General features: G+C 66.3%; 19 protein-coding genes and 1 pseudogene. 8 read left to right on the top strand and 12 right to left on the bottom strand.

The window, feature by feature from the left end:
* Positions 1–461 precede the first annotated feature (461 nt).
* Complete coding sequence (locus NK1_RS34440) at positions 462–1,289, top strand: hypothetical protein (protein WP_157104222.1); 828 nt, start codon at positions 462–464, stop codon at positions 1,287–1,289.
* 49 nt (positions 1,290–1,338) lie between these two features.
* Here the strand turns inward: NK1_RS34440 and xylB are convergent, their stop codons facing one another.
* From xylB to NK1_RS11725, 6 genes are read right to left on the bottom strand one after another with little or no spacing between them, the layout of a single operon-like run.
* The gene (xylB, locus tag NK1_RS11750) at positions 1,339–2,733 is read right to left on the bottom strand and encodes a xylulokinase (protein ID WP_063008565.1); all 1,395 of its coding nucleotides are present in this window, start codon (positions 2,731–2,733) and stop codon (positions 1,339–1,341) included.
* The gene (locus NK1_RS11745; RefSeq protein WP_063008564.1) at positions 2,734–3,714 is read right to left on the bottom strand and encodes a zinc-dependent alcohol dehydrogenase family protein; all 981 of its coding nucleotides are present in this window, start codon (positions 3,712–3,714) and stop codon (positions 2,734–2,736) included.
* Positions 3,715–4,722 carry a glycoside hydrolase family 172 protein gene (locus tag NK1_RS11740; RefSeq protein WP_063008563.1) on the bottom strand — a complete coding sequence of 336 codons (1,008 nt, stop codon included), beginning with the start codon at positions 4,720–4,722 and terminating at the stop codon, positions 3,715–3,717.
* Entirely contained in the window at positions 4,715–6,193 is a 1,479-nt protein-coding gene (locus tag NK1_RS11735; protein WP_063008562.1) for an FGGY-family carbohydrate kinase, read from the bottom strand. Before NK1_RS11735 ends, NK1_RS11740 begins: the two co-directional genes overlap by 8 nt.
* 2 nt (positions 6,194–6,195) lie before the next feature.
* Positions 6,196–7,608, bottom strand: coding sequence for an L-fucose/L-arabinose isomerase family protein (locus tag NK1_RS11730; protein ID WP_063008561.1), 1,413 nt, complete (start codon positions 7,606–7,608; stop codon positions 6,196–6,198).
* 52 nt (positions 7,609–7,660) lie between these two features.
* Positions 7,661–8,518 (bottom strand): family 43 glycosylhydrolase, encoded by an 858-nt coding sequence (locus NK1_RS11725; RefSeq protein ID WP_063008560.1) that lies wholly within the window; start codon positions 8,516–8,518, stop codon positions 7,661–7,663.
* 324 nt (positions 8,519–8,842) lie between these two features.
* Here NK1_RS11725 and NK1_RS11720 point away from each other — a divergent pair, with 324 nt between their 5' ends.
* Positions 8,843–9,634 (top strand): alpha/beta fold hydrolase, encoded by a 792-nt coding sequence (locus NK1_RS11720; protein ID WP_167354254.1) that lies wholly within the window; start codon positions 8,843–8,845, stop codon positions 9,632–9,634.
* 36 nt (positions 9,635–9,670) lie between these two features.
* Here the strand turns inward: NK1_RS11720 and NK1_RS11715 are convergent, their stop codons facing one another.
* Positions 9,671–9,961: a DUF427 domain-containing protein gene (locus NK1_RS11715; RefSeq protein ID WP_063008558.1), complete on the bottom strand. Its 291-nt coding sequence runs from the start codon at positions 9,959–9,961 to the stop codon at positions 9,671–9,673.
* A gap of 271 nt (positions 9,962–10,232) precedes the next feature.
* Between NK1_RS11715 and NK1_RS11710 the strand changes: the two genes are divergently transcribed.
* On the top strand, positions 10,233–10,628 hold the full coding sequence (locus NK1_RS11710; RefSeq protein WP_245660451.1) for a hypothetical protein: 396 nt from the start codon (positions 10,233–10,235) through the stop codon (positions 10,626–10,628).
* A 14-nt stretch (positions 10,629–10,642) separates the two neighbouring features.
* Here the strand turns inward: NK1_RS11710 and NK1_RS11705 are convergent, their stop codons facing one another.
* The gene (locus NK1_RS11705) at positions 10,643–11,119 is read right to left on the bottom strand and encodes a hypothetical protein (protein WP_063008557.1); all 477 of its coding nucleotides are present in this window, start codon (positions 11,117–11,119) and stop codon (positions 10,643–10,645) included.
* 1,297 nt (positions 11,120–12,416) lie between these two features.
* On the opposite strand from NK1_RS11705, the gene NK1_RS33655 reads away from it, so the two are divergent.
* Positions 12,417–12,737 (top strand): TetR/AcrR family transcriptional regulator, encoded by a 321-nt coding sequence (locus NK1_RS33655; RefSeq protein WP_084460790.1) that lies wholly within the window; start codon positions 12,417–12,419, stop codon positions 12,735–12,737.
* A 320-nt stretch (positions 12,738–13,057) separates the two neighbouring features.
* Here the strand turns inward: NK1_RS33655 and NK1_RS11700 are convergent, their stop codons facing one another.
* Positions 13,058–14,023 (bottom strand): aldehyde dehydrogenase family protein, encoded by a 966-nt coding sequence (locus NK1_RS11700; RefSeq protein WP_063008556.1) that lies wholly within the window; start codon positions 14,021–14,023, stop codon positions 13,058–13,060.
* Between the two features lie 5 nt (positions 14,024–14,028).
* Here NK1_RS11700 and NK1_RS11695 point away from each other — a divergent pair.
* The 3 genes and pseudogenes from NK1_RS11695 to NK1_RS11690 all read left to right on the top strand — a co-directional run.
* Positions 14,029–14,400: pseudogene (locus NK1_RS11695) on the top strand (aldehyde dehydrogenase family protein); the annotation flags it as partial.
* Positions 14,401–14,482: 82 nt separating this feature from the next.
* Positions 14,483–14,635: a nucleoside hydrolase gene (locus NK1_RS33650; protein WP_084460788.1), complete on the top strand. Its 153-nt coding sequence runs from the start codon at positions 14,483–14,485 to the stop codon at positions 14,633–14,635.
* A 58-nt stretch (positions 14,636–14,693) separates the two neighbouring features.
* The gene (locus NK1_RS11690) at positions 14,694–15,170 is read left to right on the top strand and encodes an NUDIX hydrolase (protein WP_063008554.1); all 477 of its coding nucleotides are present in this window, start codon (positions 14,694–14,696) and stop codon (positions 15,168–15,170) included.
* 422 nt (positions 15,171–15,592) lie between these two features.
* On the opposite strand, the gene NK1_RS11685 is transcribed toward NK1_RS11690, so the two are convergent.
* From NK1_RS11685 to NK1_RS11675, 3 genes are all read right to left on the bottom strand, one after another.
* Entirely contained in the window at positions 15,593–16,474 is an 882-nt protein-coding gene (locus NK1_RS11685; protein ID WP_063008553.1) for a hypothetical protein, read from the bottom strand.
* A gap of 16 nt (positions 16,475–16,490) precedes the next feature.
* A complete protein-coding gene (locus NK1_RS11680) occupies positions 16,491–16,928 on the bottom strand; it encodes a cupin domain-containing protein (RefSeq protein WP_063008552.1) in 438 nt (145 codons plus the stop codon).
* A gap of 87 nt (positions 16,929–17,015) precedes the next feature.
* A complete protein-coding gene (locus NK1_RS11675) occupies positions 17,016–19,769 on the bottom strand; it encodes a helix-turn-helix transcriptional regulator (protein WP_084460804.1) in 2,754 nt (917 codons plus the stop codon).
* Between the two features lie 334 nt (positions 19,770–20,103).
* On the opposite strand from NK1_RS11675, the gene NK1_RS11670 reads away from it, so the two are divergent.
* Positions 20,104–21,144: a ferritin-like domain-containing protein gene (locus NK1_RS11670; protein WP_063008551.1), complete on the top strand. Its 1,041-nt coding sequence runs from the start codon at positions 20,104–20,106 to the stop codon at positions 21,142–21,144.
* Positions 21,145–21,219: the final 75 nt, after the last annotated feature.

Below are 21,219 nucleotides of genomic sequence, written 5' to 3'. Positions count from 1 at the left end.
CCACCATAAACAGAGGCTCCGCTCGAACCATTATGCGAGCACAGCCCTCAAAATTTCGTAACCACCGGAAATCAGGCGCTGAAATCGATCGATCGCCGGCACAACATTCGACGACGTTGGGACCAGTATCCGTCATAATGTTGCCTCCCCGACAACACGGGGTCGTGAAACCGATTGCTCCACAATGTGCCCCCCCAAGCGCCTACAGCGCTCGCCAGTCACGACGCGGTGACGACCAAGACGGTTCCCACCGTGCAACTCGATTTATGTCTCTCCGAAAACGGCAGTGACCGCGAGAGAGATTCAGCCGCCGATCACGGAAGAGCCCACAGCCGCTCGCACGGCAGTCGGCGCCGATCCTTCACCGGCACTTCGAAGGTCACGCTCACGGCCAGGTAGTCAGCCGAGCAGTGCATGACGAATCGCATCGCGGCCGATACGCACGCAACGAACCTCAGCTCATGTTCGCTGGGGACCGTGATCAAAACACAGAGGCCGATATCCGGCTCGTCCGGCCGCGGCCATTCGCGTCGAGTTCCAGTGGGTTCGGCGAAGCTCATCGCGACCCGCTGAGAATACTCCGTTGGACCGCGTTCGCGATCAGCCGCATGGAGATCGCGTCAGGTGCTGCGCAGCACGATTCTTCGGGTCACGTCGAGATGCCGGTGGACGGTGAACTGGGCGATGGTGCCGACGACGGGCGGTGGACCGGACCAGGGGAGGACGGACCGGAGGCCGTCGAATGCGACGGTGTATTCGCGGTTGCCGGGGAAGACGCCGGTGATTTCGGCGGTGACTTCGGACCCGACGGGGTGGCGGTTTTTGGCGGTGCACCAATCGGACTCGCTGAGGGCGGGAAAGATTGCTCTGTTCGATCGGAAGGCGGCATCGAGGGGCCAGAGGCGAACCTGACCGCGGGTGTGCTGGAGAATTTCGAACTTGGTGACTGTGCCGACGGTGGGCCAATGGTCGGAGGCAAGCGGCAAGCTCAGCAGGTCGACGAACCCAGTAGGTGGATGGCCCAAGTCGACGAACAGTCCGACCACGCCTGGACGTGGAACCAGCGTGACCACTCCGGTCACGTGGTCGCCGATCGGATAAAGACTGCGCGCGGCGTCGAGTTCCTGTTCGAGTTGGGGGTCGGGTTCGATCATCGCCGCAGTATTACAACGATCGCTTCGTCCGGTTGTCAATGGTCGGAACTTGGGGGGAGAGCGATCGCGACCGTTGTCGGCAGCGCCCTGCGACGGTGGGGCTCGGGAGTGAAGGGGCTGTCGAGTATCGAGTGACCGAGGTGACCTGAAGTCATGTTCGGGCTCGGTAATCGGCGTTGCGGAGTCAGCTGCCGTACAGAGCTTCTCGCACCCGGCCATAGGCGCTGCGGATCTCCGTGCCCACCGCACGGTCGTCGGGCGCTGGAATCTCGACGGTCGAGGCCGCCGGCCACCGCGGTGGTTCGGCACCGCCTCGCAAAGCCCACGCGGCCTGCCGTGCGGCACCCAGCGCGACATACTCCTCCGGCTCCGGCACGGTCACCGCCGCGCCGAAGATCTGTGCGGCGGTCTCGGCGACGAACGCGGAACGTGAAGCGCCGCCGATCAGCAGTACTCGCCGGGGTGTCGCGCCGGCGGCGCGCAGCCGGTCGAGCGCGTCGGCCATGTTGCACAGCATTCCCTCGACTGCGGCGCGGGCCAGGTGTGCGGGTCGCATTGTCTCCGAACGCAATCCGTGCAGGCTGCCCGCCGCGTGTGGCAGGTTTGGGGTTCGTTCGCCGGATAGGTACGGCAGCAAAACGAGTCCGTCGGCGCCGAGTGGGGCCTGGCGGGCGAGTGCGTCGAGTTCGTTTATGCGGATTCCCAGGGCTGTGGCCATCGCCTCGAGCACACGAGCGGCGTTGAGCGTGCACACCAACGGCAGGAATTGTCCTGTCGCGTCGGCGAATCCGTTGACGAACGGATCGGTGTTCAGCTGCGGGGTGCGTGCGAACGCGGTACCGCTGGTGCCCAGCGAGATCACCACGTCGCCGTCACCGATTCCGAGCCCGAGCGCCGCCGCCGCGTTGTCCCCTGCGCCGGCAGCTATGACCGCGCCTGAGGCGGTGCGTCCGGCACTCTCGAGCGGTTCCAGCACCGTCGGAACTTCCGGGGTTCGGCCGCGGAAAGCACTGGCCAACAGGTCTTCTCGGTACCGGCCTCCCACCGCGGACCAGTACCCGGTACCCGAGGCGTCGCTCCGATCGGTCGTCGGCGCAGCGTCACCACCACCGCGTAATCGCCAGGTCAGGTAGTCGTGCGGCAGCATCACCCTGGTCACCCGGTCCGCGAGTTCGGGCTCGTGATCGGCCATCCAGCGCAGTTTCGCGGCGGTGAATGCGGCAACCGGTACGCTGCCGACCGCGTCCAGCCAGGCCTGCGGTCCGCCCAGTTCCGCGACGAGGTCGTCGGCTGCCTCGGCGGAGCGGACATCGTTCCACAGCAAGGCATCTCGTACCGGTCGGTGTGAGTCGTCCAGCGCCACCAGTCCGTGCTGCTGGCCGGCGATCGATACGGCATCGACGCTGTCGAGCAGCCCCTCCCCTGCCTGCCGCAATGCGGTCCACCATGCCTCGGGCGGGACCTCGGTGCCGTCGGGGTGCGGTGCGTGTCCGCGCGCCAGGACCTCACCGGTGTCCGCGTCGCACACCACGACCTTGCAGGATTGGGTGGAGCTGTCCACTCCGGCGACGGTGGCCATCTATCCGCGCGGCGCGATCTGGATCTTGCGGCCGATGCCGTCGCGGAACGCCTGCAGCGCTTCGGAGAACTGGTCGAGGCCGAAGGTGTGGGTGACCATGGTGTCGGCGTCGATCGCGCCCTTGCAGACGAGGTCGACGGCGCGGCCGAAGCTGTGCACCACCGCCATCGAGCCGACGACCGTGATCTCGTCGTTGTAGATGCGGAAGGGTGAGAACGATGCCGTCGCGTCACCGGGGGCGACGCCGAACTGCTGGTAGGTGCCGCCGCGGCGGACTCGAGTGAGGCCGTCCTCGATCGCCGGGATCGCTCCGGTGCAGTCGATGACGACTTCCCAGCCTTGTGGGCGGTCGAACTCGTCGGCATTCGTGGCGACCGCGTCCGCGCCGAGTGTGCGGGCGACCTGCAAGCGGTCGGTGTTGAGGTCCACCACCGAGATCGAAGCCGCGCCCGCGGCGACGGCGAGTTGCAGCATCATCAGGCCCATCGTGCCGGCGCCGTAGATCAGGTAGTGCGAGCCCAGCATTCGTGGCAGGCCGTCGAATCCATGGACGGCGCACGACAGCGGTTCCACCAGGGCGCCGTGGGAGGCGGGCAGGTCATCGGGCAGGCGGTGGCAGTTGGCGGCCGGGACTGCGACGTATTCGGCCATTGCGCCGTTCACCGTGTCGCCGATTGCGCCCCAGCGTTCGCAGAGGTTGCCGCGGCCGATTCGGCAGTAGTGGCAGGCGCCGCAGAACAGTGACGGGTCCACGGCTACCTTCTCGCCGGTGCCCGGGCCGTCGACGATTTCGCCGCAGAACTCGTGGCCGGGGACGATCGGGTAGGGCGTGGGCGGGAATTCGCCTTCGACGATATGGATGTCGGTTCCGCAGATCCCCACCGCGGCCACCTGGACGACCACTTCGCCGGGGCCGGGAATCGGGTCGGGAATCGTCTGCACCGAGTACTCGCCGGGTTTCTCGATCACCAGCGCGCGCATCTACCTTCCCCTTTCCTGGTACCACCATGCGGTGGTGGCGATATCGGCGTCGGCCAGCGGCAGATACCGCCCGCCGTCTTGCCAGCCCAGCGCTTGCAGCGTGACGCGTAGCTCCTCATGGAAGCGGATCGGGTCGCGGACGTGCCAGCGATACATGCCGAATCGTTGTTGCGGCGTGTAGATCTCGTCGTGCGGAAGTACTTGGTGCAGACCGAGATACGGGCTGGAATAGTCGCGGTAGGCGCCGTCCAGGTCGAAGTTCCAGGCGCCACCGAAATAGTCTTCGGTGCCAGTGCCGCAGATGGTCGGGAATTCGTCGTCTCCATCGAGGTGGAACTTGATTTCGCCCTCGCCCCACCAGCCGGGCGCATTCGGTGCGATCGCCAAATAGGTGCCGACATAGCGTCCGCGGCCTCGGATATCATCGACGATGGTGTGCACCGCCGGTGTTCCGAGCGGATTACTTTGCCGCCGTCGGCAATGCAGGTAGCCTGCATCCTCGCCTACCTCGGTCTCGTCGTAGGTGAGTTGGTAGTAGACCGGCACCGATCGTTCGGTCGGGTTGTGCAAGGTGACGCGGGCGCGCTCTCGAAAAGGCATGGGCCAGAAGCTGTTCAGACCGCCGGCGGGTGCGACCACCACCATTTCCGAACTCACCAGCGCCAGTTCGTCCCAGCCGTTGCAGAAGAAGTCGCCCAGCGGCACGTCGATCGACGGACGCGACTCGTCGTCCCAGGTGAGGTTCAGTGTCAATTGACGCAGCACCGTGCGGTCGGTGGTCAGCCAGAAGTGCCGGATGACGCCTGGTCCGGACACGTCGGCCAGTGTCGCTGTGGATTCCGCTGCCAGGTCGATCGACGGGGACACCTTCCAGCCGACACCGAGATCGCGTGCCGCACCCGCACCGGTGCCGGTTTCCGCCCGTGCGCCCGCGCCCGGCTCGCCGGTCGGGTTCTCGGGGCTGATCGAGCGGGTGCGCGCCCGATCGAGTCGCCAGAGTTCAGCCATGGTCCGCCGTCCGATGTTGTTCTGCGGCAAGAAAATGCGCGATATCCGCGGTCGATTCGTAGAGTTCGCGATAGCGCCGGTAGCACTGGTCGTAGATCGCTTGCCGTTCCGAGTCCGGCTCGACAACCGACGTCACCGGGTTCCACCCGGACGTGTCGACGCCAGCGGCTTCCGCGGCCAGCAGGGCATCACCGAGGCAGGCCCCGACCGTCTCCGCCGGCAACTCCTGCGGCAGACCGGTCACGTCGGACACGATCTGGGTCCACAGACCGCCTTTGGTGCCACCACCGACCGCGACCAGGCGTCGAGCGCGGCCACCGGCGTCGGACATGGCCGCCAGGTTGTGCCGCACCCCGAATCCGGTTGCCTCCAAAGCCGCGCGGTACAACTCGGCGCGGCCGTGACTGGTGGTGAGGCCGGCGATGATGCCGCGAGCGTCGGGATCGAACAGCGGTGTTCGTTCACCGGCGAAGTACGGCAGCATCAACAGCCCCCGGCTACCTGCCGGAACCTTGCCTGCCTCCTCGATCAGGTCGCCGAATTCTCCGCCGACCAGGCGGCGCAGCCAATCGGTGACCGCACCCGAGGTGGCCATTCCCGCTGCCAGCGAATAGGTTTCGGGCCACGCACCGCAGGTTCCCCACAGCCCCGGGTGTGGACGCGGCTGGGTGAGGATCTGGACCAGGAACATCGTGGTGCCGTACATGACCATCGCATCACCGGGTGCGCGCACGCCGACACTGGCGGCTTCGGCCCACGCGTCGACGGTGCCGGTGGTGACCGGCAGACCCGCCGGAAGTCCGGTCGCGGCGGCACCTTCCGCAGTCACCCGACCCACTACCTCGGTGGGCCACGCGAGTTCGGGCAACCGCAGCCCGGGGGCGCAGCGCTCGGCCCACTCCGACCACTCTCGCTTGCGCAGGTCGTACATGGGCACGCACTGACTCGCCGACTGATGGTCGAGGACGTATCGCCCGGTCAATCTGTGCACGAGAAAGGAACTCGCCATCAGCAGCATGCGGGTGCGCTCATAGACGTCGGGCTCGTGCCGCGCCAGCCACCGCAGCTTCGGGCCGACGGCCTGGCTGGTCAGCGGCGAACCAGCCCGTTCGAGGACCGCCGCCTCGCCCAATTCTTCGGCCAGCTCCGCGATTTCGACGGTCGCCCGGGTGTCGACGCCGTACAGAATGGCCGGCCGCAGCGGATCCCCCTCTGCGTCGGCGGGCAGCAGGCACGGGCCGATACCGCTGATCCCGAGCCCTTCCAGCTGGGCACCGGCGGCGGCGTCGACCAACTCGCGGGCGATCGCGACGAAGTCCGCCCACCACACCGATTCGGCGTCGTGCTCGACCCAGCCCGGTCGCGGCATCGACACCTCGTGCGGACGCTCGGACCGGGCGAGAACCGTGCCGTCGGCGTCGGTCAGCACGCCCTTGGAACCGGATGTGCCGATGTCGATTCCGATGAACATGGTCACCGACTGAATTCGTCCACGGTGACGCCCAGCAGATCGCACGCGGCCCGCACGGTCGCGCGATGGTCACCGGGTACGGCGTGAATGTGATTGGCGCCGAACCGCGACAGGAAATCCTCGGCCCGAGCATCCAGCCGCGCGAACGCGTGCGGCCATTCACGGGTCGACCGGCTCATCAACTCGTCGTTGGTGGCGTCGTCGTAGGTTTCGAAATCACCGAGCATCAACTGCATGCGGTAGTTGCCGTCGTTGCGCGTCAGCCGGCCGAGGGTCATCTGCCCCGGCGCCGCGAGATGATGGACCGACGCACCGCCGGCGGGGAAGAAGAACACCTCGGGGAACAGATGTACCCGGGACAGGTTCTCGGCCGGATCGTCGCTGCGGGCGGCGAACCAGGTGGCGTGCTGGCCGGAGTTGCACAGATCCCAGATATCGCGGTCGGCGTGGTAGTGGCGGACGTCGGCGAACAACACCGGTGTCTTCGAGATCTGTTTCAGCAGTTGCATGGTCAGCGCGCCGTCCATGTCGGCCTCGGTGGCACACACATGCGTCGGCTTGGGGCCGTTCCAGTCGTAGGGGTCGTTGAGGAACGCCTCGGTGATATCCATCGTGGCGAAGTACTGGGTGAGTTCGGGCTGCCCCTTGATACCGGAGAAGTCGAGATTCCATTCGTCGATCAGCTCGCGCACCGCGAGGTAGGAGCGGATCTGGCGCTCCAGCAACTCCGGAGTGAGTTTGTCACCGTCGTAGTGCACGCCGGCGGTGGTTTCCTCCAGCCAAGTCCGGGCCTTCGATACCTCGGCCGCGTCGGCCAGCTCGGCGCGGCGGACGATCTCCCACTGGTCGATCTCTTCGACGTCGACACCGAAAATACGTTGCCACTGATCGGTATTCGCGACGGCGGTGTTCATCCCCATCGGCCGGCCGCCGAACCGGCCGAACGTCGAGCCCCGCAGGCTCGACACCGCCGCTGCGGCGCAAGCCTGCACACCGATCTTCTCGATCAGGTCCGGGTCGGCCGGGTCGCCCCACAGCCGGGTGTGCGTACGGCCGATCTGATCCAGCGCTCCTCCGGCCGCCAGCATCCCGACCATTCCGGGCTGCACCGGGTCGATATTGGACAGCAACAGCAGCGCTCCCGGCGTGGCGCCCTGGACGAGCATCGTGAAGTGCGGGAACGCCCACACCGCGTAGTGGAGCACGGTGAGATCGACTCCCGCCGAGGCGACTTCGCGGGCCACCGAGACGGCGATGGTGTTGGTGCTGACGGGAGCGGAGCCGCGCACCACCTCGTGTCCGGCGGCGGTCAGTTCGGCGACGAGCCGGTCCTCGTTGGTACGGATGAACTCGGCTATGCCCTCGTGCACATAGTCGCGTCCGTCGGAAATGCTGATTACACCGATACGTGCCACGCCGGATCCCTCCAAGAGACGAACGGTCGGACTACTCGCCTAGAGATATCACTCAGGGCGCGGTTTCCGGTGGGGTTCTCCCGATCTCGAGGGCTGCCAACGACACTCCGCCCTGTCCCCAGCCGCAACTGGTGATCCACAGGTCGCCGTCGTCGATCACCTCGGCGGCATGGGCGGCGATGTGGCCGACGCGGTCGCCGATCCGGAAGTGGTAGGGATTGTCGCTGCGGAACACGTCGGTGCCGAGGTAGTCGGGCCGCGGGCCGATGAACAGATACCAGGAACCGTTGTGGCACAGGATGAACGGAGATTCGGTGTTGCCGGCCTCGGTGCCCGCAGTGGGGTCGGTGAACGCGATTCGCCGCTCGCTCCACGTGCGCAGGTCGGTGCTCGTGCGGTAGGCGACCACATAGTTGCCGCCCGTCGGCGAACTCGTCGCGGCGTAGTACATCACCCAGCGGCCGTCGATCCACGCGACCATGGGATCGCGGGCGTCGTACCCGTCGCGGAAGACCGGTCCGGACGGTTCGCGGGTCCACTCGAACAGGTCGTCGGAGGTGGCCGCGCAGATCAACGCGGCAGTGCGGTCCTCGCCGCCGCCAGCGTAGAACATGTGGTAGCGCCCCTCGACCCGGATCACGTACGGCGCCCACAGATGTGTCTCGCCGTAGTCGCGGTCCACAACCAACACGGAAGGGTGTTTGGTCCATGGGCCGTGCAGGTCGTCGGCGGTGGCATGGGCGAATTCGATCTCGTCGAACGGATCCGCCGGTTCGGTATGGGTGATGCCGAACAGGTGCCAGCGGCCCGATTCGTCGCGAATGATGGTGTGGTCGTTGATGTACCACGGCTGCGGCTCGCCGACGCTCGGGTCGTAGATCGTGTGGAAATGCTCGGCCCGGACGCGCACTGCGGGTCCTGCAGGTCGATCATCGAGGCCGGGTCGATCGGCGGCCGGTCCTTCTCGAGACTCGATCTCGGGCTCGGCCATCCGGCACCTCTCTCCTCGGTCTCGTTCGCCGTCCCGATGCACTTCTGCCCGGGTGACGACAGCCACCTACCGACGCCATGCGCTGGGCAGAATTCAACCACGCACTCCCCCGCTGCCGGCAGAAATCCGGCCCAATCGGCCTCAGCGGCGAATTCCGCGCGAATACCGACGATCAGCGGAATCGCTTCCACCATCCCCATCGGTGGCGGAAACCGGTATCGCCCACCGAATAGACTGCGCCCCATGCGGACAGCGATGACGCTCGACAGTGGCCAAGTCGTCAGCTACATCGACCACGGCGGCTCCGGCCCGGCCGTCCTGCTCTTGCACAGCTACCTGATGGACGCGGACATGTTCGCCCCACAGGTTCGTTCGCTCGGCCGGACCTACCGGTTGATCGCCATGGACGAACGCGGTCACGGCCAAACCCCCGCCGACGGTCCCTTCACCTATTGGGACGTGGCCCGCGACGCACTCGAACTGCTCCACCACCTCGGGGTCGCCCGGTGCGGGGTGCTGGGGACCAGCCAGGGCGGATTCATCGGTATGCGGATGGCCCTCCTGGAGCCGGATCGGGTGGCCGCGCTCGCGTTGCTCGGAACGTCGGGCGCCGCGGAGGACCCGCAGGTCGCCGCCGCCTACCGGCAGGCCGCCGCCGCATGGCGCGAACTCGGGCCGACCCAGGATCTGCTCGACATGAACGCCGCCATCTGCCTGGGTCAGCACGATGCGACCGAGTGGCAGGCCAGATGGCGCAAGCTTTCCGGAGATCACATCGACCGTGTCCTGACCCCACTGGTCGAGCGGGACAGCGTCCTCGATCGAGCGTCCGAGATCGACTGCCCCGCTTTGGTCCTGCACGGCTCGGCGGACGCCGCCTATCCGGTCGACCGGGCCGTCGAGTTGGCCGCAGCGCTGCCCAATGCGGGACCGCCGGTGATCATCGACGGCGGCGCGCACTTCCTCTCGCTCACCGACGCGGAGGCGGTCGAACCGCACCTGCTGGCATTCTTCGCGCAGTCGCTGCCGGGCTGAGGTCGACATCCTGATCACCGCCGGTGCCGGGGCAGATCAGTCGTCGATGGAGACCTTGTTCTTGTAGAAGGCGACGTGCCCCTCGATGTTGGCTGCCGCCCGCTTCGTCTCGGGGTAGTACCACGCGGCGTCGACGAGGGGGTTTCCGTCACCGACATCCACGGTGTAATAGCTCGCTCGGCCCTTCCACGGGCAGATGCTGTGAGTCTCGGTGGGCGTGAAGTACTCCTTCTTGATCGACTCCGGCGGAAAGTAGATATTGCCTTCCACTGTCTCGTAGTGGTCGGACTCCGCGATGGTGACGCCGTTGACCGTTGCCTTTGCCATGCGTCCATTCTGCCCCGACCAGCGAGCGAGCCCCAGCGCCGGACAATGGCGGTCGGCGCACTCTACGATCGCCCGGTGACGCTTTCCCCCGCAGGCCTGATCGGCTATGTCGCCAGTGGCCTCGACGCCGACCTGAGCCGCTGGTTCCCCGACGCCGAACCTGTGGTCGTTCCCGCACAAACCCGTTCGGCGACATCGTTTTCTCGCGCGACTGGCGCCGACGGACGCGGCCGCCCTCGCGGCCCTGGACGCCCGGGTGCGCTCGGGGGTGATGCCACAGTTCCTCGACATATTCGACTGGTCCTACGGTTTCGACTTCGCCGGTAACGACTGCGGAATTCTCGATGCGGACTACACCACCGAGCTCACCGACGCCGACGTCTTCTCCGTCGGTGCCGACGGCGGCGGAAATCTGTTCTGCGTACTCACCAATGGTCAAGTGGCGCTGTGGTTACACGAGGAGGAGGTTCTCGAGGGCGGCACTCGCTTCGACCATCTCGATGTGTTCATATGGTCGTTCCTGCGCTACCGCGCGGTGCGCGCGGGCCGTCTCGAGGTCGAGGCCGTGGAGGCCGATTTCCGTGCCCTCGGCCAGGACGGCGCACTGGAACCGGAGCTGGGCCTGCTGAGCCACATGTCGCGACCGACTTCCCACGCGGTGGAGTAGCCGGTCGAGTTCGTTCACGGTCGTGCGGTGTGCTCCGGCCGTCCGTGCGTACGGCGACGTTCCTTCATCTCCGCCTCGTCGACGTGGCGCCGGCCTTGAACAAGCTGGTCGCGAACCATGCGTTCCATGTCGGCGAATGCGGCGTAGTACCCGTCGTCGTACTCCTCCATGATCTGAAATGTCCATCGCCCCGGCAGCACGTTGCGGCCGATCAACTCGCCACGCACGCGCCCGGCCAAATCCGGGCGACCAGCGGCGCGAAGCTGGTCGACAACGCTGTCCAGCAGCAGATCGGCATGCCCGGTCAACCGGTGGAACGCATACAGACTCCCGCGCGCCTGTTCGATCGTTTCCAGCGCTTCGGACAAGGTTCCGGCCGCGCGGACCGCGTCGTCGCCGGCGTCGTCCGGACGACGATGCCGGATCCCGGGCCGCTCCTCGGTGGCCGCGCCGCGGTCTGCGAGTTCTGATGTATCGGTGTCGTTGGTCATGCACTGGTTGTACCCAGCCCCACCGATTCGATGCACAATCGATGCATCGCATCGATCGGTGAAGCACTGCGGGCGCTGACCGCCCGAATCGCGGTCGCGCGCACTACCCGGGGCGGGGTGGTGCCAGCCCTACCTGTATGCGCCTGGTTGCCGACAGGTCGTTTCTCGCCCACTGCTGAACCGCAGGTCAGCGATAGTCGGCACGACATGAGGCAGTGGATCGAGGCTGCCGACAAGCAGCGATTTGACGGACCCATTACCGCTGCGAAGCCGTCCACCGTTATGCAGCCTGCGGCGTAGCAGTGGCGGTTCGGCGGCATCGTCGGCGCCGGTTAGCCGACCATCTGCTTCGCTGAGAGCCGGTAACTACGCGTACTCGATTTCCCAGGGGACCGAGACGTGGCTAGGGACGACACCGTTTCGACGGCCTCATTCGCCCGAAAGGCGTTGCGCTCGGCGATAACTCGATCCGAAGGAACTTCGACAGGCCCCGGCGACACGGTGACCGGCGGCGAGCCGCCGAAGTATGCTCTCACCCCGCCCGGCACTCAGCGGCTCGCCGCAGTCGCGTTGTTTTTCGCGCGTTCGCCGTAGTGCGATTACTGCGGCCGTGTCTCCCGAGGCTGATCCTCGGCTCTGCGCACGCCACCGTGATGTCCTCCCTCGGCTCCTTCGGCGGTGGGCTCGGTTTCGGGTGCCTGCGTCGCGGGTTGCTCTTCGGCCGGGGACGCGGTGGTCCCGCCGGGGGTCTCGTCTGGGGCCGGAGCCTTGAAATTCGGGTCGGTCACGGGGTGGGTCGCGCCCGCTGTTCTGGCGCCGCCCCCTCCTTCTGTGGTGTCGCCTACCTCGTCCGCGCTTGTTCGCCGGCCTTCATAGGGCGGAACAGCCGATTCGACGTCGGCGGGTGGGAGCGTCCCGGTCGTGGCGACGTCGTCTTCGGACTGGTTCTGATCACGGGCTGAAGTAACTTCTTCGTGGTCGAAGGTGCCGGCCGGGCGATCGGCCGAGCCGCCGCCCGCTGTATTCGACCCGGTGTCTCGCGAGCCTTCGGCTCCTCGCTGCGATTGAGGCTCTTCGGACAGATGTTCGCTGGACATAGCTCCATCGTCTCCTCGAGTAGAGCGCTGGATTATAACCTCTGCGTTCAAGCGTGGTGCCCGATTCGACTGCAGTCAAGCAAACCCGTGATGCGGAATTTCGCGACATTTTCGGCATTGGTCGACGGGACGATGTGGACCGTGCCATCGCGGCCCGGTCAGCGTCCGACGTGGGCTGATCCGTCCGCGAGGAGGGCCTCATGACAGTCTCGAACTATGAGCCCGACGTTGACAGCGGCAGCAAACGTCGGCGATCGACAGCGGTGCGACCGACCGATGACACCTTGCTCGACGGCGTTGTCGCGGTATTCGGTGAACGTGGGTTCGACGGAGTCACCATGGACGAACTGGCAGTCGCCGCCGATACTTCGAAGCCGACGTTGTATGCGCATTTCGGCGGCAAGGAGCGTTTGTTCGAAGCGTGTGCACGCCGAGAAGCCGAAAGACGGTTCGTTCGGCGGCCGACCGAGCCCCCGGTCAGTGGGAACGGTTGTGGTGGGTGTGCTTCGCCGCACAGTTGATCTTCCTGCCCTCCGTCTGGCTGCTCGCCGGAAGGTGGAGCGCCACAGCCGCCCGCGCGGACGCTGATCGACGTCGGGCGGCCATCGCGGACACACCGGAGGCAACGGGCAGCGACTGAGGAATTCCATGTGAGGAGGTTCGAAAACGTTGTCGCCGCGACAAACGCCGCCCCTGATCCTCCCGCTCGCGCGGTCGGGCCAGCCACAAAAGTCAAGCCTCCGCTAACCGGTTGGTAAACGGCGCTCCGGTCCCGGCCGCCACAGTCGCCGAACTACTCCGATAGCGCGTACTGCGCTCGAGGGGCGAACTCGCGTTTTCACTATCCGCGTAGGGCGGAGGCGACGATCCCAGGAAGCTTGGCCCAGCCGGGGCGGGCAGCGAACTCCGCGAGTCTGCGGCCTGTGGTGACGGCCGTTCGGTTGGTGACGAACCACGGTGGGCGTGGGGAGAGTGTGAACTCTCCGGTAAGTATCGAGCGTGGGAACGGCCGGAATGGTCCGCGAACCACGGTTCGTTCGGTGTGGTCGAGCAGGACGCCGTTGTGTACGACCCCGATTCCGCTCTGCGCGTCGTCGATCGTGTGGCCGGGGAAAGCGCCCCAGGTGGCGCGGGCGGTGAGGTAGCCGACGCCGGTCCATGCGTTGATCGCGATGGTGCCGTAGTGCAGGTCCGTGATCGCTTCGGTGAACAGGGTGCCGAGCCGGCGTGCCGTGCGCGGATGGATGACGATATTGGCACCGAGAGTGCCGGCCAATCGGGTGTTGGCGAATTCGACTGCGCTGTTGACGAATTGGCTATCCCGGCCGGACAAGTACGTGATGGCGAGCACGGGGCCGAAATATTCTTCGGTGAATGCGACATCGTCGGCGGCGAGGTCGTCCAGCAGGAGCCTTCCCTGGTCGTTGAGATGTTCCGCGCCAGGATGCGAGGCGGCCGCGCTCGCGCATCGATCGTCGCTGCCGGGGTAATACGCTTGCCGGGCAGGCGCGTTCGCGAGGGCCTTGCGCAGTGCGGCCACAAAGGCGTCCTTCTGGTCCCAGTCGCTACTGAGCACCAGCACTTGCGTGGCAACGCAGTTGTACCCGTTGTTGTGCAGCTTCTGGGTGGCGATGTGCTCGGCCTGGTAAGCGAGGTCCCGCACCGACCACTTGCCGGGAACCACGATGGTGGGCGATACCCCGCCGAGTTCGCTCGTGATCGGCTTGTCCAGCAGCGTATCACCGCGTTGTTTGCGGGCCTGCCCCTCCGCACCGGGCCCGAACACGATGGCGTCGTGGGATTTCATGCTGCGGCAAAAATGCGCTGCTGGTCCTCGATGACGCCGACGTCGGCAAAGCGGTCGACGGCGCGCTGCGGGCCTGCTTCTCCAACACCGGGCAATTGTGCATATCGATGGAGCGCATGTTCGTCCCGGCAACACTGTGGGACGAGTTCGTCCCCCGCTTCGCCGCCGCAGCCAAGGCGATGAAACTCTCCCCCGCGCTGGACTATTCGGCCGACATGGGTTCACTCATCTCGCGCAAGCAACTCGACACCATCACCCGCCATGTCGAGGACGCGGTCGGTAAAGGTGCCACGGTCCTCGCCGGCGGCAACGCCCGCCCCGATCTCGGTCCGTTCTTCTACGAACCCACCGTGCTGACCGACGTCACCGAGGACATGACCGCATGCGAGATTGCGGGTGATCGCGGCTGCTACCTGCTGTGGTGCATGAGCGAAGGGGGGATGCGTGCGTTCTGTGTGGATGGACTGTGACAGCGGATTCGACGACGCGCTTGCATTGATGGTGCTGGCGCGGGCACCCGAAATCGAGCTTGTCGGGGTCTCGACCGTGGTAGGCAATACCAGTCTGGAGGCTCGGCCGACAACTGCTTTACTCATTTGCGCACGTCGGTAATTCCTCTGCAGGACTGGTGCTTTCACTAGATTTCGATGAAAAGCGTTGGGAGGCACACATGGATCGTTATCGCTGTGTCGTTGATGTGCATCTGGTGTTGGTCCGCGGAGGTGAGTTGTTGTGGTCGCGCAGGGCCGACACCGGGTATGCCGACGACCGTCTCGGGCTGGTGTCGGGCCACCTCGAAGAGGGTGAGGATGTCATCGACGCGGCGATCCGTGAAGCGAATGAAGAGGTCGGAATCTGTTTGCGGCGTGAGGATCTCAGCTGCGCGCACGTGATGCACCACCGCAACGGCAGCGACATCGCCCGCGTGGGATTCTTCTTCAGGGCCGAGCGATGGGATGGCGACATCGTCAACCGTGAGCCACGCAAGTGCTCCGAACTGGTCTGGCGCGACTTCTCCGATATCCCGGCAGATGCTGTGCCTTACCCTGCCGCAGCGATCCGTCGGATACTCGCAGGCGAGACCTTCAGCGTCCACGGCTGGGGGGATCCGGCGGTGGAAGTGATCGAATACCGTCCACAACAATAGTTTTCGCAACTGGATCGGCGATTGTATGCGTCATCGGCTGCCAGGGTCGTCCTCTCCGAACATGATGACGGCCGAGCATCGGCAGGGCGTGCCGCACAGCGGGCACGAGCCCTGATAGTCCACCGCCTTGGACCAATAATTCGGGATCACACCCAGGGCGGTGAATCGGTTCCGCTTCAACTGGCCCTCGGACTAGACCGGTCCCGGACACCCACGACACCGCGTAGGTGGTCCGGCATCCTGTCTTCCGGAGGAACTCCAGTCCGGCCTTCACACTCTTCTGCCGGCTACACCATGCCGTCCAAAGCTGCCGCGGCAGCGAAACCTGGATCTTGGAATGTCCTTCGACGTTCGATATCGAGCAATGCCTCACGAACAGCTGCTGGAACGGGCGACGCGGGCTCGACGGGGCGTCGAGGATGCTATCCGGTTCTTGTGCGCGTCGATGATCGATCGCGGGCTGTGGGATGTAGCCATGTCGCCAGGTTGCGGACGTAGGTCTTGTAGATAGCCAGGCGTGACGGGTCCGTCGTGATCTGCGTTCCCGGTGTTTCGCTGACGAACGACGGTTTACCGTGGTCGAGATCCCAGTTGTAGTCGGCGAAATGGTGGAACGTGGATTCGGCGACGGCCCTGCCCATATCGCGACCGTCGCGCCCGACTTCACCGTCGAGTACGACGGCGAGGTTGAATCGGCGGCCCGAGACGGTACTGCGGCCCTGCGCGAGAACACTCGCGCCCGGCACGCACGCCGACACCGCACCTTCGTGCGGATGAGCCGGGAACCACTCGATCCGTCCGCTCGCGGTCTCACCGGTGCGGAGCAGTGGATGAATCGGTTCGACGGCGAAAACCGGTTGGTAGTCGCCGTTGGCTCCGGAATGATAGTTGGGCCACGAGATCTCCGGGGTGTCCTGATCGTCACGCCGGCGGGCGGGGTCCGGGTTGTTGAGATGGAAGTGGTTGACCTCGCCCAGCGAGCCGAGCCCGAGCAGGCAACTGCCCAGGTCCTGGTGATCACGCGCGGTGAGAACCCCACCGCCACGCTCGCGGAATCGGACGATGGCCTCGGATTCGTCATCGGTGAGACCGTCTCCGGTATCGACGGCCAGCAGCCAGAGTTGCTCGAAGTCGGAGGTATCGAGCCGGCTGAGAATCGGGTCGTTCTCGCCTTGGACCAGCCGGTTGCGGGCGGTGACGTCGTGGCCGGCGGCCCGCAATTCAGCTGTCACCAGGGAGAATCGGGCGATGCTCCAGTCGTCGGGCTGCTCGGTGATGGTGGTCTGCAGCAGGATTTTCGACACGAGATACTCTCCCCGCTCAGGCTTTCGGCTCGACGGAGGCGCGGCGGCCGATGCGGGCACGCAACTCCGTGTCATCGACCAGCTCGAGCATGGGTTGATTCGGATCGCAGATCATCGTGACGACGAAACGCAGTCCGATGTCGCTGCGGTGGTTGCCGTCCGAGTAGTGGATGACATCGCCGCCGGGTTCCCAGAAGCCTTCGCCTGCGCGGATCACCCGCGGCGGTTCACCTTCCAGTTCGAACAGCATTTCGCCTTCGATCACGTAGCCGAAGGCGGGGCCGCCCGGGTGCCGGTGCGGCGGCGCGCCCGGATCGCCGGGCGGGTAGGCGATGACGACGGTCATCGCGTGTGCTCCCGCGGGTATGAACGGCGGTGTCGCCTCCTGCACGACGGTCAACGCCGTCTCCCAGGAGCCGCTGCGGGTCGCCGGTGGTGTCGATCCGTCGGTCATCTCGTTCCTCCGGGCTTGTCGTTCGTGGAATTCACAGCAAGGACAATCGCGAACCCGGGTATGTGACAACAGCGCACCGGTGGGGATTCAGCTGTCCAGGGCCGCCCGTAGCTCTTTGCGGGAGGTGAGGTCCAGCTTCGTGAATACCTTGCGCAGATGCCATTCCACGGTGCGGGGGCTGATGAACAGCTCCGCCGCGATTTCGGGGTTGGTCAGGCCATTGCTCGCGAGCCCGGCGATCTGAACCTCCTGCGCGGTGAGGACCTCTCCGGCTTTGATACCGGTCCGGCGGACGGACGAGCCCGCGGCGAGCAATTCGCGGCGTGCCCGCTCGGCGAAGGCATCGGCACCGAACCCGCGCAACATGTCGTAGGCGACGCGAAGCTGCTCGCGGGCGTCGCTACGCCGGTTCTCGCGCAGCAGCCACTCACCGTATACCAGATGCGTACGAGCGAGATACACCGCGACGCGGGTCCGCGATAGTCGTTCCAGCGCTTCGCGATACGACGCTTCGGCCTCCTCGCCGGCACTGAGCAGCGCCTGAGATCGGGACAGCATGCCCAGAGCCCAGTCGGTGCCGCTGGCGCGTGCCCGCCGCTCGAGCCGGCTCAACGCTCGGCGAGCAGCACCGTGGTCGTCGGCGCGTACTCCGGCTTCGACCAACTCGGCGAGCGCATGCCCGACGGCCGCGAGATCGTCGTGCTCACATGCCTTTTCCGCACTTTCCAGGGCGGCCTGGTATCGGCCTTGACCGTTGAGCAGCACCGCGAGCAGATAGCCGCCGGTGCCCAGCGTGCGACCTTCGCCCCACTCGGCGGCCAATCCGACCTTCGTCTCGATCGCCACCGATGCCTGAGGATCTGTGCCGCGCCAAGCATCGAGGAGGAGCGCCGTGTACCCGAGCGGTGAATTGCCTGTTGCGGCCGTGAGCGTTTCGGCCTCCTCCACCAGTGTGGCGGCGGTGTCGAACTCGCCGGCGTGCATGCGCACCGCCGCGAGGTAGGTCAATGCCAATGGCAGGACATTGAGTGCACCAGCTTCGCGTGCCGTTCGGACCGCCCGCTCGGATAATTCGTACCAAGCCTGGTCGTCCCAGAGGTCGGCGGCGGCGGGCCAGGTCAGCCAGAGCCAGCGCATGATCTCGTCATCGTCGGCCGCCGCACTGCGAAATACCTGCAGCGCCTGACGCATCGGCTCCGCGCCCGCGACGTAACCGTCGGCGAAGCGCGCCACGAGCCCGTGAAGCAGGACGTCGACCGCCCGGGGTTCCGCACTCGGCAACGAGGTGCGCGCGAGCCTGGCCACCGGGCGAACCCCGTCGCGTCCGTTCAACCGGCCCGCGAAAACCGCTGAACCGATTGCCTCCAGGTAGGTCTCGCGTGCCTGTGCCGGCGCCGCCGCCCGCATGTGGCGGGCTGCGTCGAGCAAGAGGGGTAATGCCTCACCACCGCGCCTGCGCGCGAAGACGATCTGGGCACGCAGCCGCGCCAGCTGAGCCCGGTGCACATCATCGAGCGGGCCCATCTCGGCAGCGGCCAGAAGTTCGAGCGCATCGTCGGTGCTGCCGGCCTCGAACGCGAACTGCGCCGCCGCTACCGCTCTCGTTCCCCGGATCTGCGGATCTGGCGTCAGGCCGGTCGCGCGCCGCAGGAACGCGGCCGCCGCCGCGACGCCGCCACGTGCTCGGGCGCGAGCTGCGGAACGCTCCAGCTCGACAGCCACCTCCTCGTCGGGTTCGACCGTAGCGCCGGCCCGATGCCACGCTCTCCGATCGGGGTCGGTCACCGAATCGGTCTCCGCGGCCAGCGCCTGATGGACATCCCGGCGCTCCGCGGGATCAGCGCCGCGATAGGCCGCCGAACGGACCAACGGATGCCGGAACCGGACCTGTGCCCCGATCTCGATGAGACCGGCCCGCTCGGCGACTACGGCACCGTCCGCCGCGATGCCGAGCCGGGCGACGACGCGCCGCAGCAGCGCCACGTCCCCGGACGGTTCGGCCGCCGCCACCACCAGCGTCCGGCGAGCATCGTGGGGCAGGGCATCGATGCGCCGCAGGAAGCTCTGTTCGATCTGGGTGACCACCGGCCGGATGTCCGGTCTCGCATACCCGCCCGCGAGTTCGGCGCTGGTCAGCCCTCGCGGCAATTCGAGCAGGGCCAGTGGATTTCCCCGCGCCTCGGCCACGATCCGGGTGATGACGTCTTCATCGACGCGTCCAGGGATAGCCGATTCCAACAGCGCGCGGGCATCGCCTTCGCGCAGGCCTCGAAGAACGAGTTCGGGCAGTCCGGCGAGTCGATCCACGAAGGAACCATTCGCGGGCGTGCGTTCGGAGAACACCAGCGCGATCCGCTCTGCCAGTAGTCGCCGTGCGACGAAAGCCAGGGTCTGGGCGGATACCTGGTCGAGCCACTGCGCGTCGTCGATGACACAGATCAGAGCCTGATCTTCGGCGTACTCGGCCAGCAGGCTGAGCACCGCCAGCCCGACGAGGAATCGATCGGGCACCTCACCGGTACTCAGCCCGAAGGCAACCGACAGCGCGTCACGCTGCGGGGGCGGGAGGCGATCGAGCCGATCCATCATCGGCGCGCACAGCTGGTGCAGACCGGCGAAGGCCAACTCCATTTGAGACTCGACACCGGCGGCGCGCGCGATCCGGCAACCCACGGCGTTCGAGACCAGAAATTCGATCAACGCCGTTTTGCCGATACCCGCCTCACCACGCAGAACCAATACCCGGCTCGCACCGGAACCTACGTCCGCGAGCAACCGGTCCAGCTGCTCGCACTCGTTGCGCCTCCCGCGCAGGGTACGCGGCCGATCGCGATCTGACATCACCACCACCGAACGAAGATCCGGCCCCGGTCAGTAAGGGGCCAGCACATCTTCCCACTGCGTAGTGACATTCCGATGGTCCGCCCATGCTGCGGACATACCCGGGGACCTCACCGCCGGCCCGACCGTGCTTGTCCGGGGCTCTGGGTTCGGAGCAGCTCCGACGAAAGGGGCGGCGGCGGGCGCACGGGGCGCAGAGCTCAGGGTGGGTCCCAGGGCGAGTGCGTGCCCGACCATCGGGACCGGGAAGGTATCCGGCCGTCACGCGGCGGCGAGATGCCTTGTCCAAGTTGTCGACACACATCTGGACGACTTGCCGAGAAGAGGTTCGACCATGGGCATCGCCGACCCCATCGAGACGCTGGAAGACCTGCGTCGTCATCTGCAATGGGCGATCGAGCTGGAACACGCGACCATCCCGCCATACCTGTGTGCGCTGTACTCGCTGGACGCGACCGCCAATGCCGAAGCGGCACAGGTCATCGGGAGCGTCTTCGTGGAGGAGATGTTGCATCTGGCCCTGGCGGCGAATCTGCTCAATGCCGTGGGCGGCGCGCCCAAGCTGGACGCGCCCGAGTTGCTGCCGAGCTACCCGCATCCGCTGCCGCACAGTGACCCGTCCGTACAACTGAACCTTGTGCCGTTCGGGCCCGAAGCGCTGGAGCTGTTCTTGAACATCGAGCGTCCCGCTCCGAACGGAGCCGCCGCCGAAAGCGACCGCTACCACACGATCGGGCAGTTCTACGCGGCCATCGAGACCGGCTTGCGCAGCCTGGTCGACACCTTGGGTGAGGACACGGTCTTCTGTGGCGATCCGACGCGACAGCTCGAGGAAATGCACTTCAGCAGCGGTGGCGGGCAGGTGATTCCGGTGCGCGACCTGAAGTCCGCACTCGCCGCGTTGACCGAGATCGTCGAGCAGGGCGAAGGCGCCTCCGCCACCGAGGTATGGGACGGCGACAAGGACGTCTTCCACCCCGAGCGCGATCAGGTCGCCCACTACTACCGTTTCGTCGAATTGAAGGAAGGCCGGCACTTCCGCCCCGGAGACACCCCCGCGTCGGGGCCGACCGGGGAACCGATCCAGCTCGACTACGCCAAGGTGCAGCCGATGCGCCGCAATCCGCGCAGCACCGACTATCCCGAGGACAGCCCCGTCCGGGCCGCGCAGCGGGAATTCGACAACACCTACTGCCTGCTGCTCTACCTGCTGGAAGACACCTTCAACGGCAGTCCGTCACAGATGCGTGACGCGTTGGGAGCGATGTACGCGCTGAAAGCCCAGGCACAGGCTCTGATGAAGATGCCCAGCGGTGACGGACGGACCACGGCGGGACCGACATTCGAATACGTGGCGCCCGAGGACCGGGAGTAGCGCCGGTGCTGAACGGTATCGGCCACAACGTCGCGCTGGAGGACACAGCCGCGTTCGGCCGGGCCATCCTCGAGG

This window comes from Nocardia kruczakiae NBRC 101016 (assembly GCF_001612965.1).
In the GTDB taxonomy this organism is placed as follows: Bacteria; Actinomycetota; Actinomycetes; order Mycobacteriales; family Mycobacteriaceae; genus Nocardia; species Nocardia kruczakiae.
This window is presented reverse-complemented; position numbering and strand designations above follow the sequence as displayed.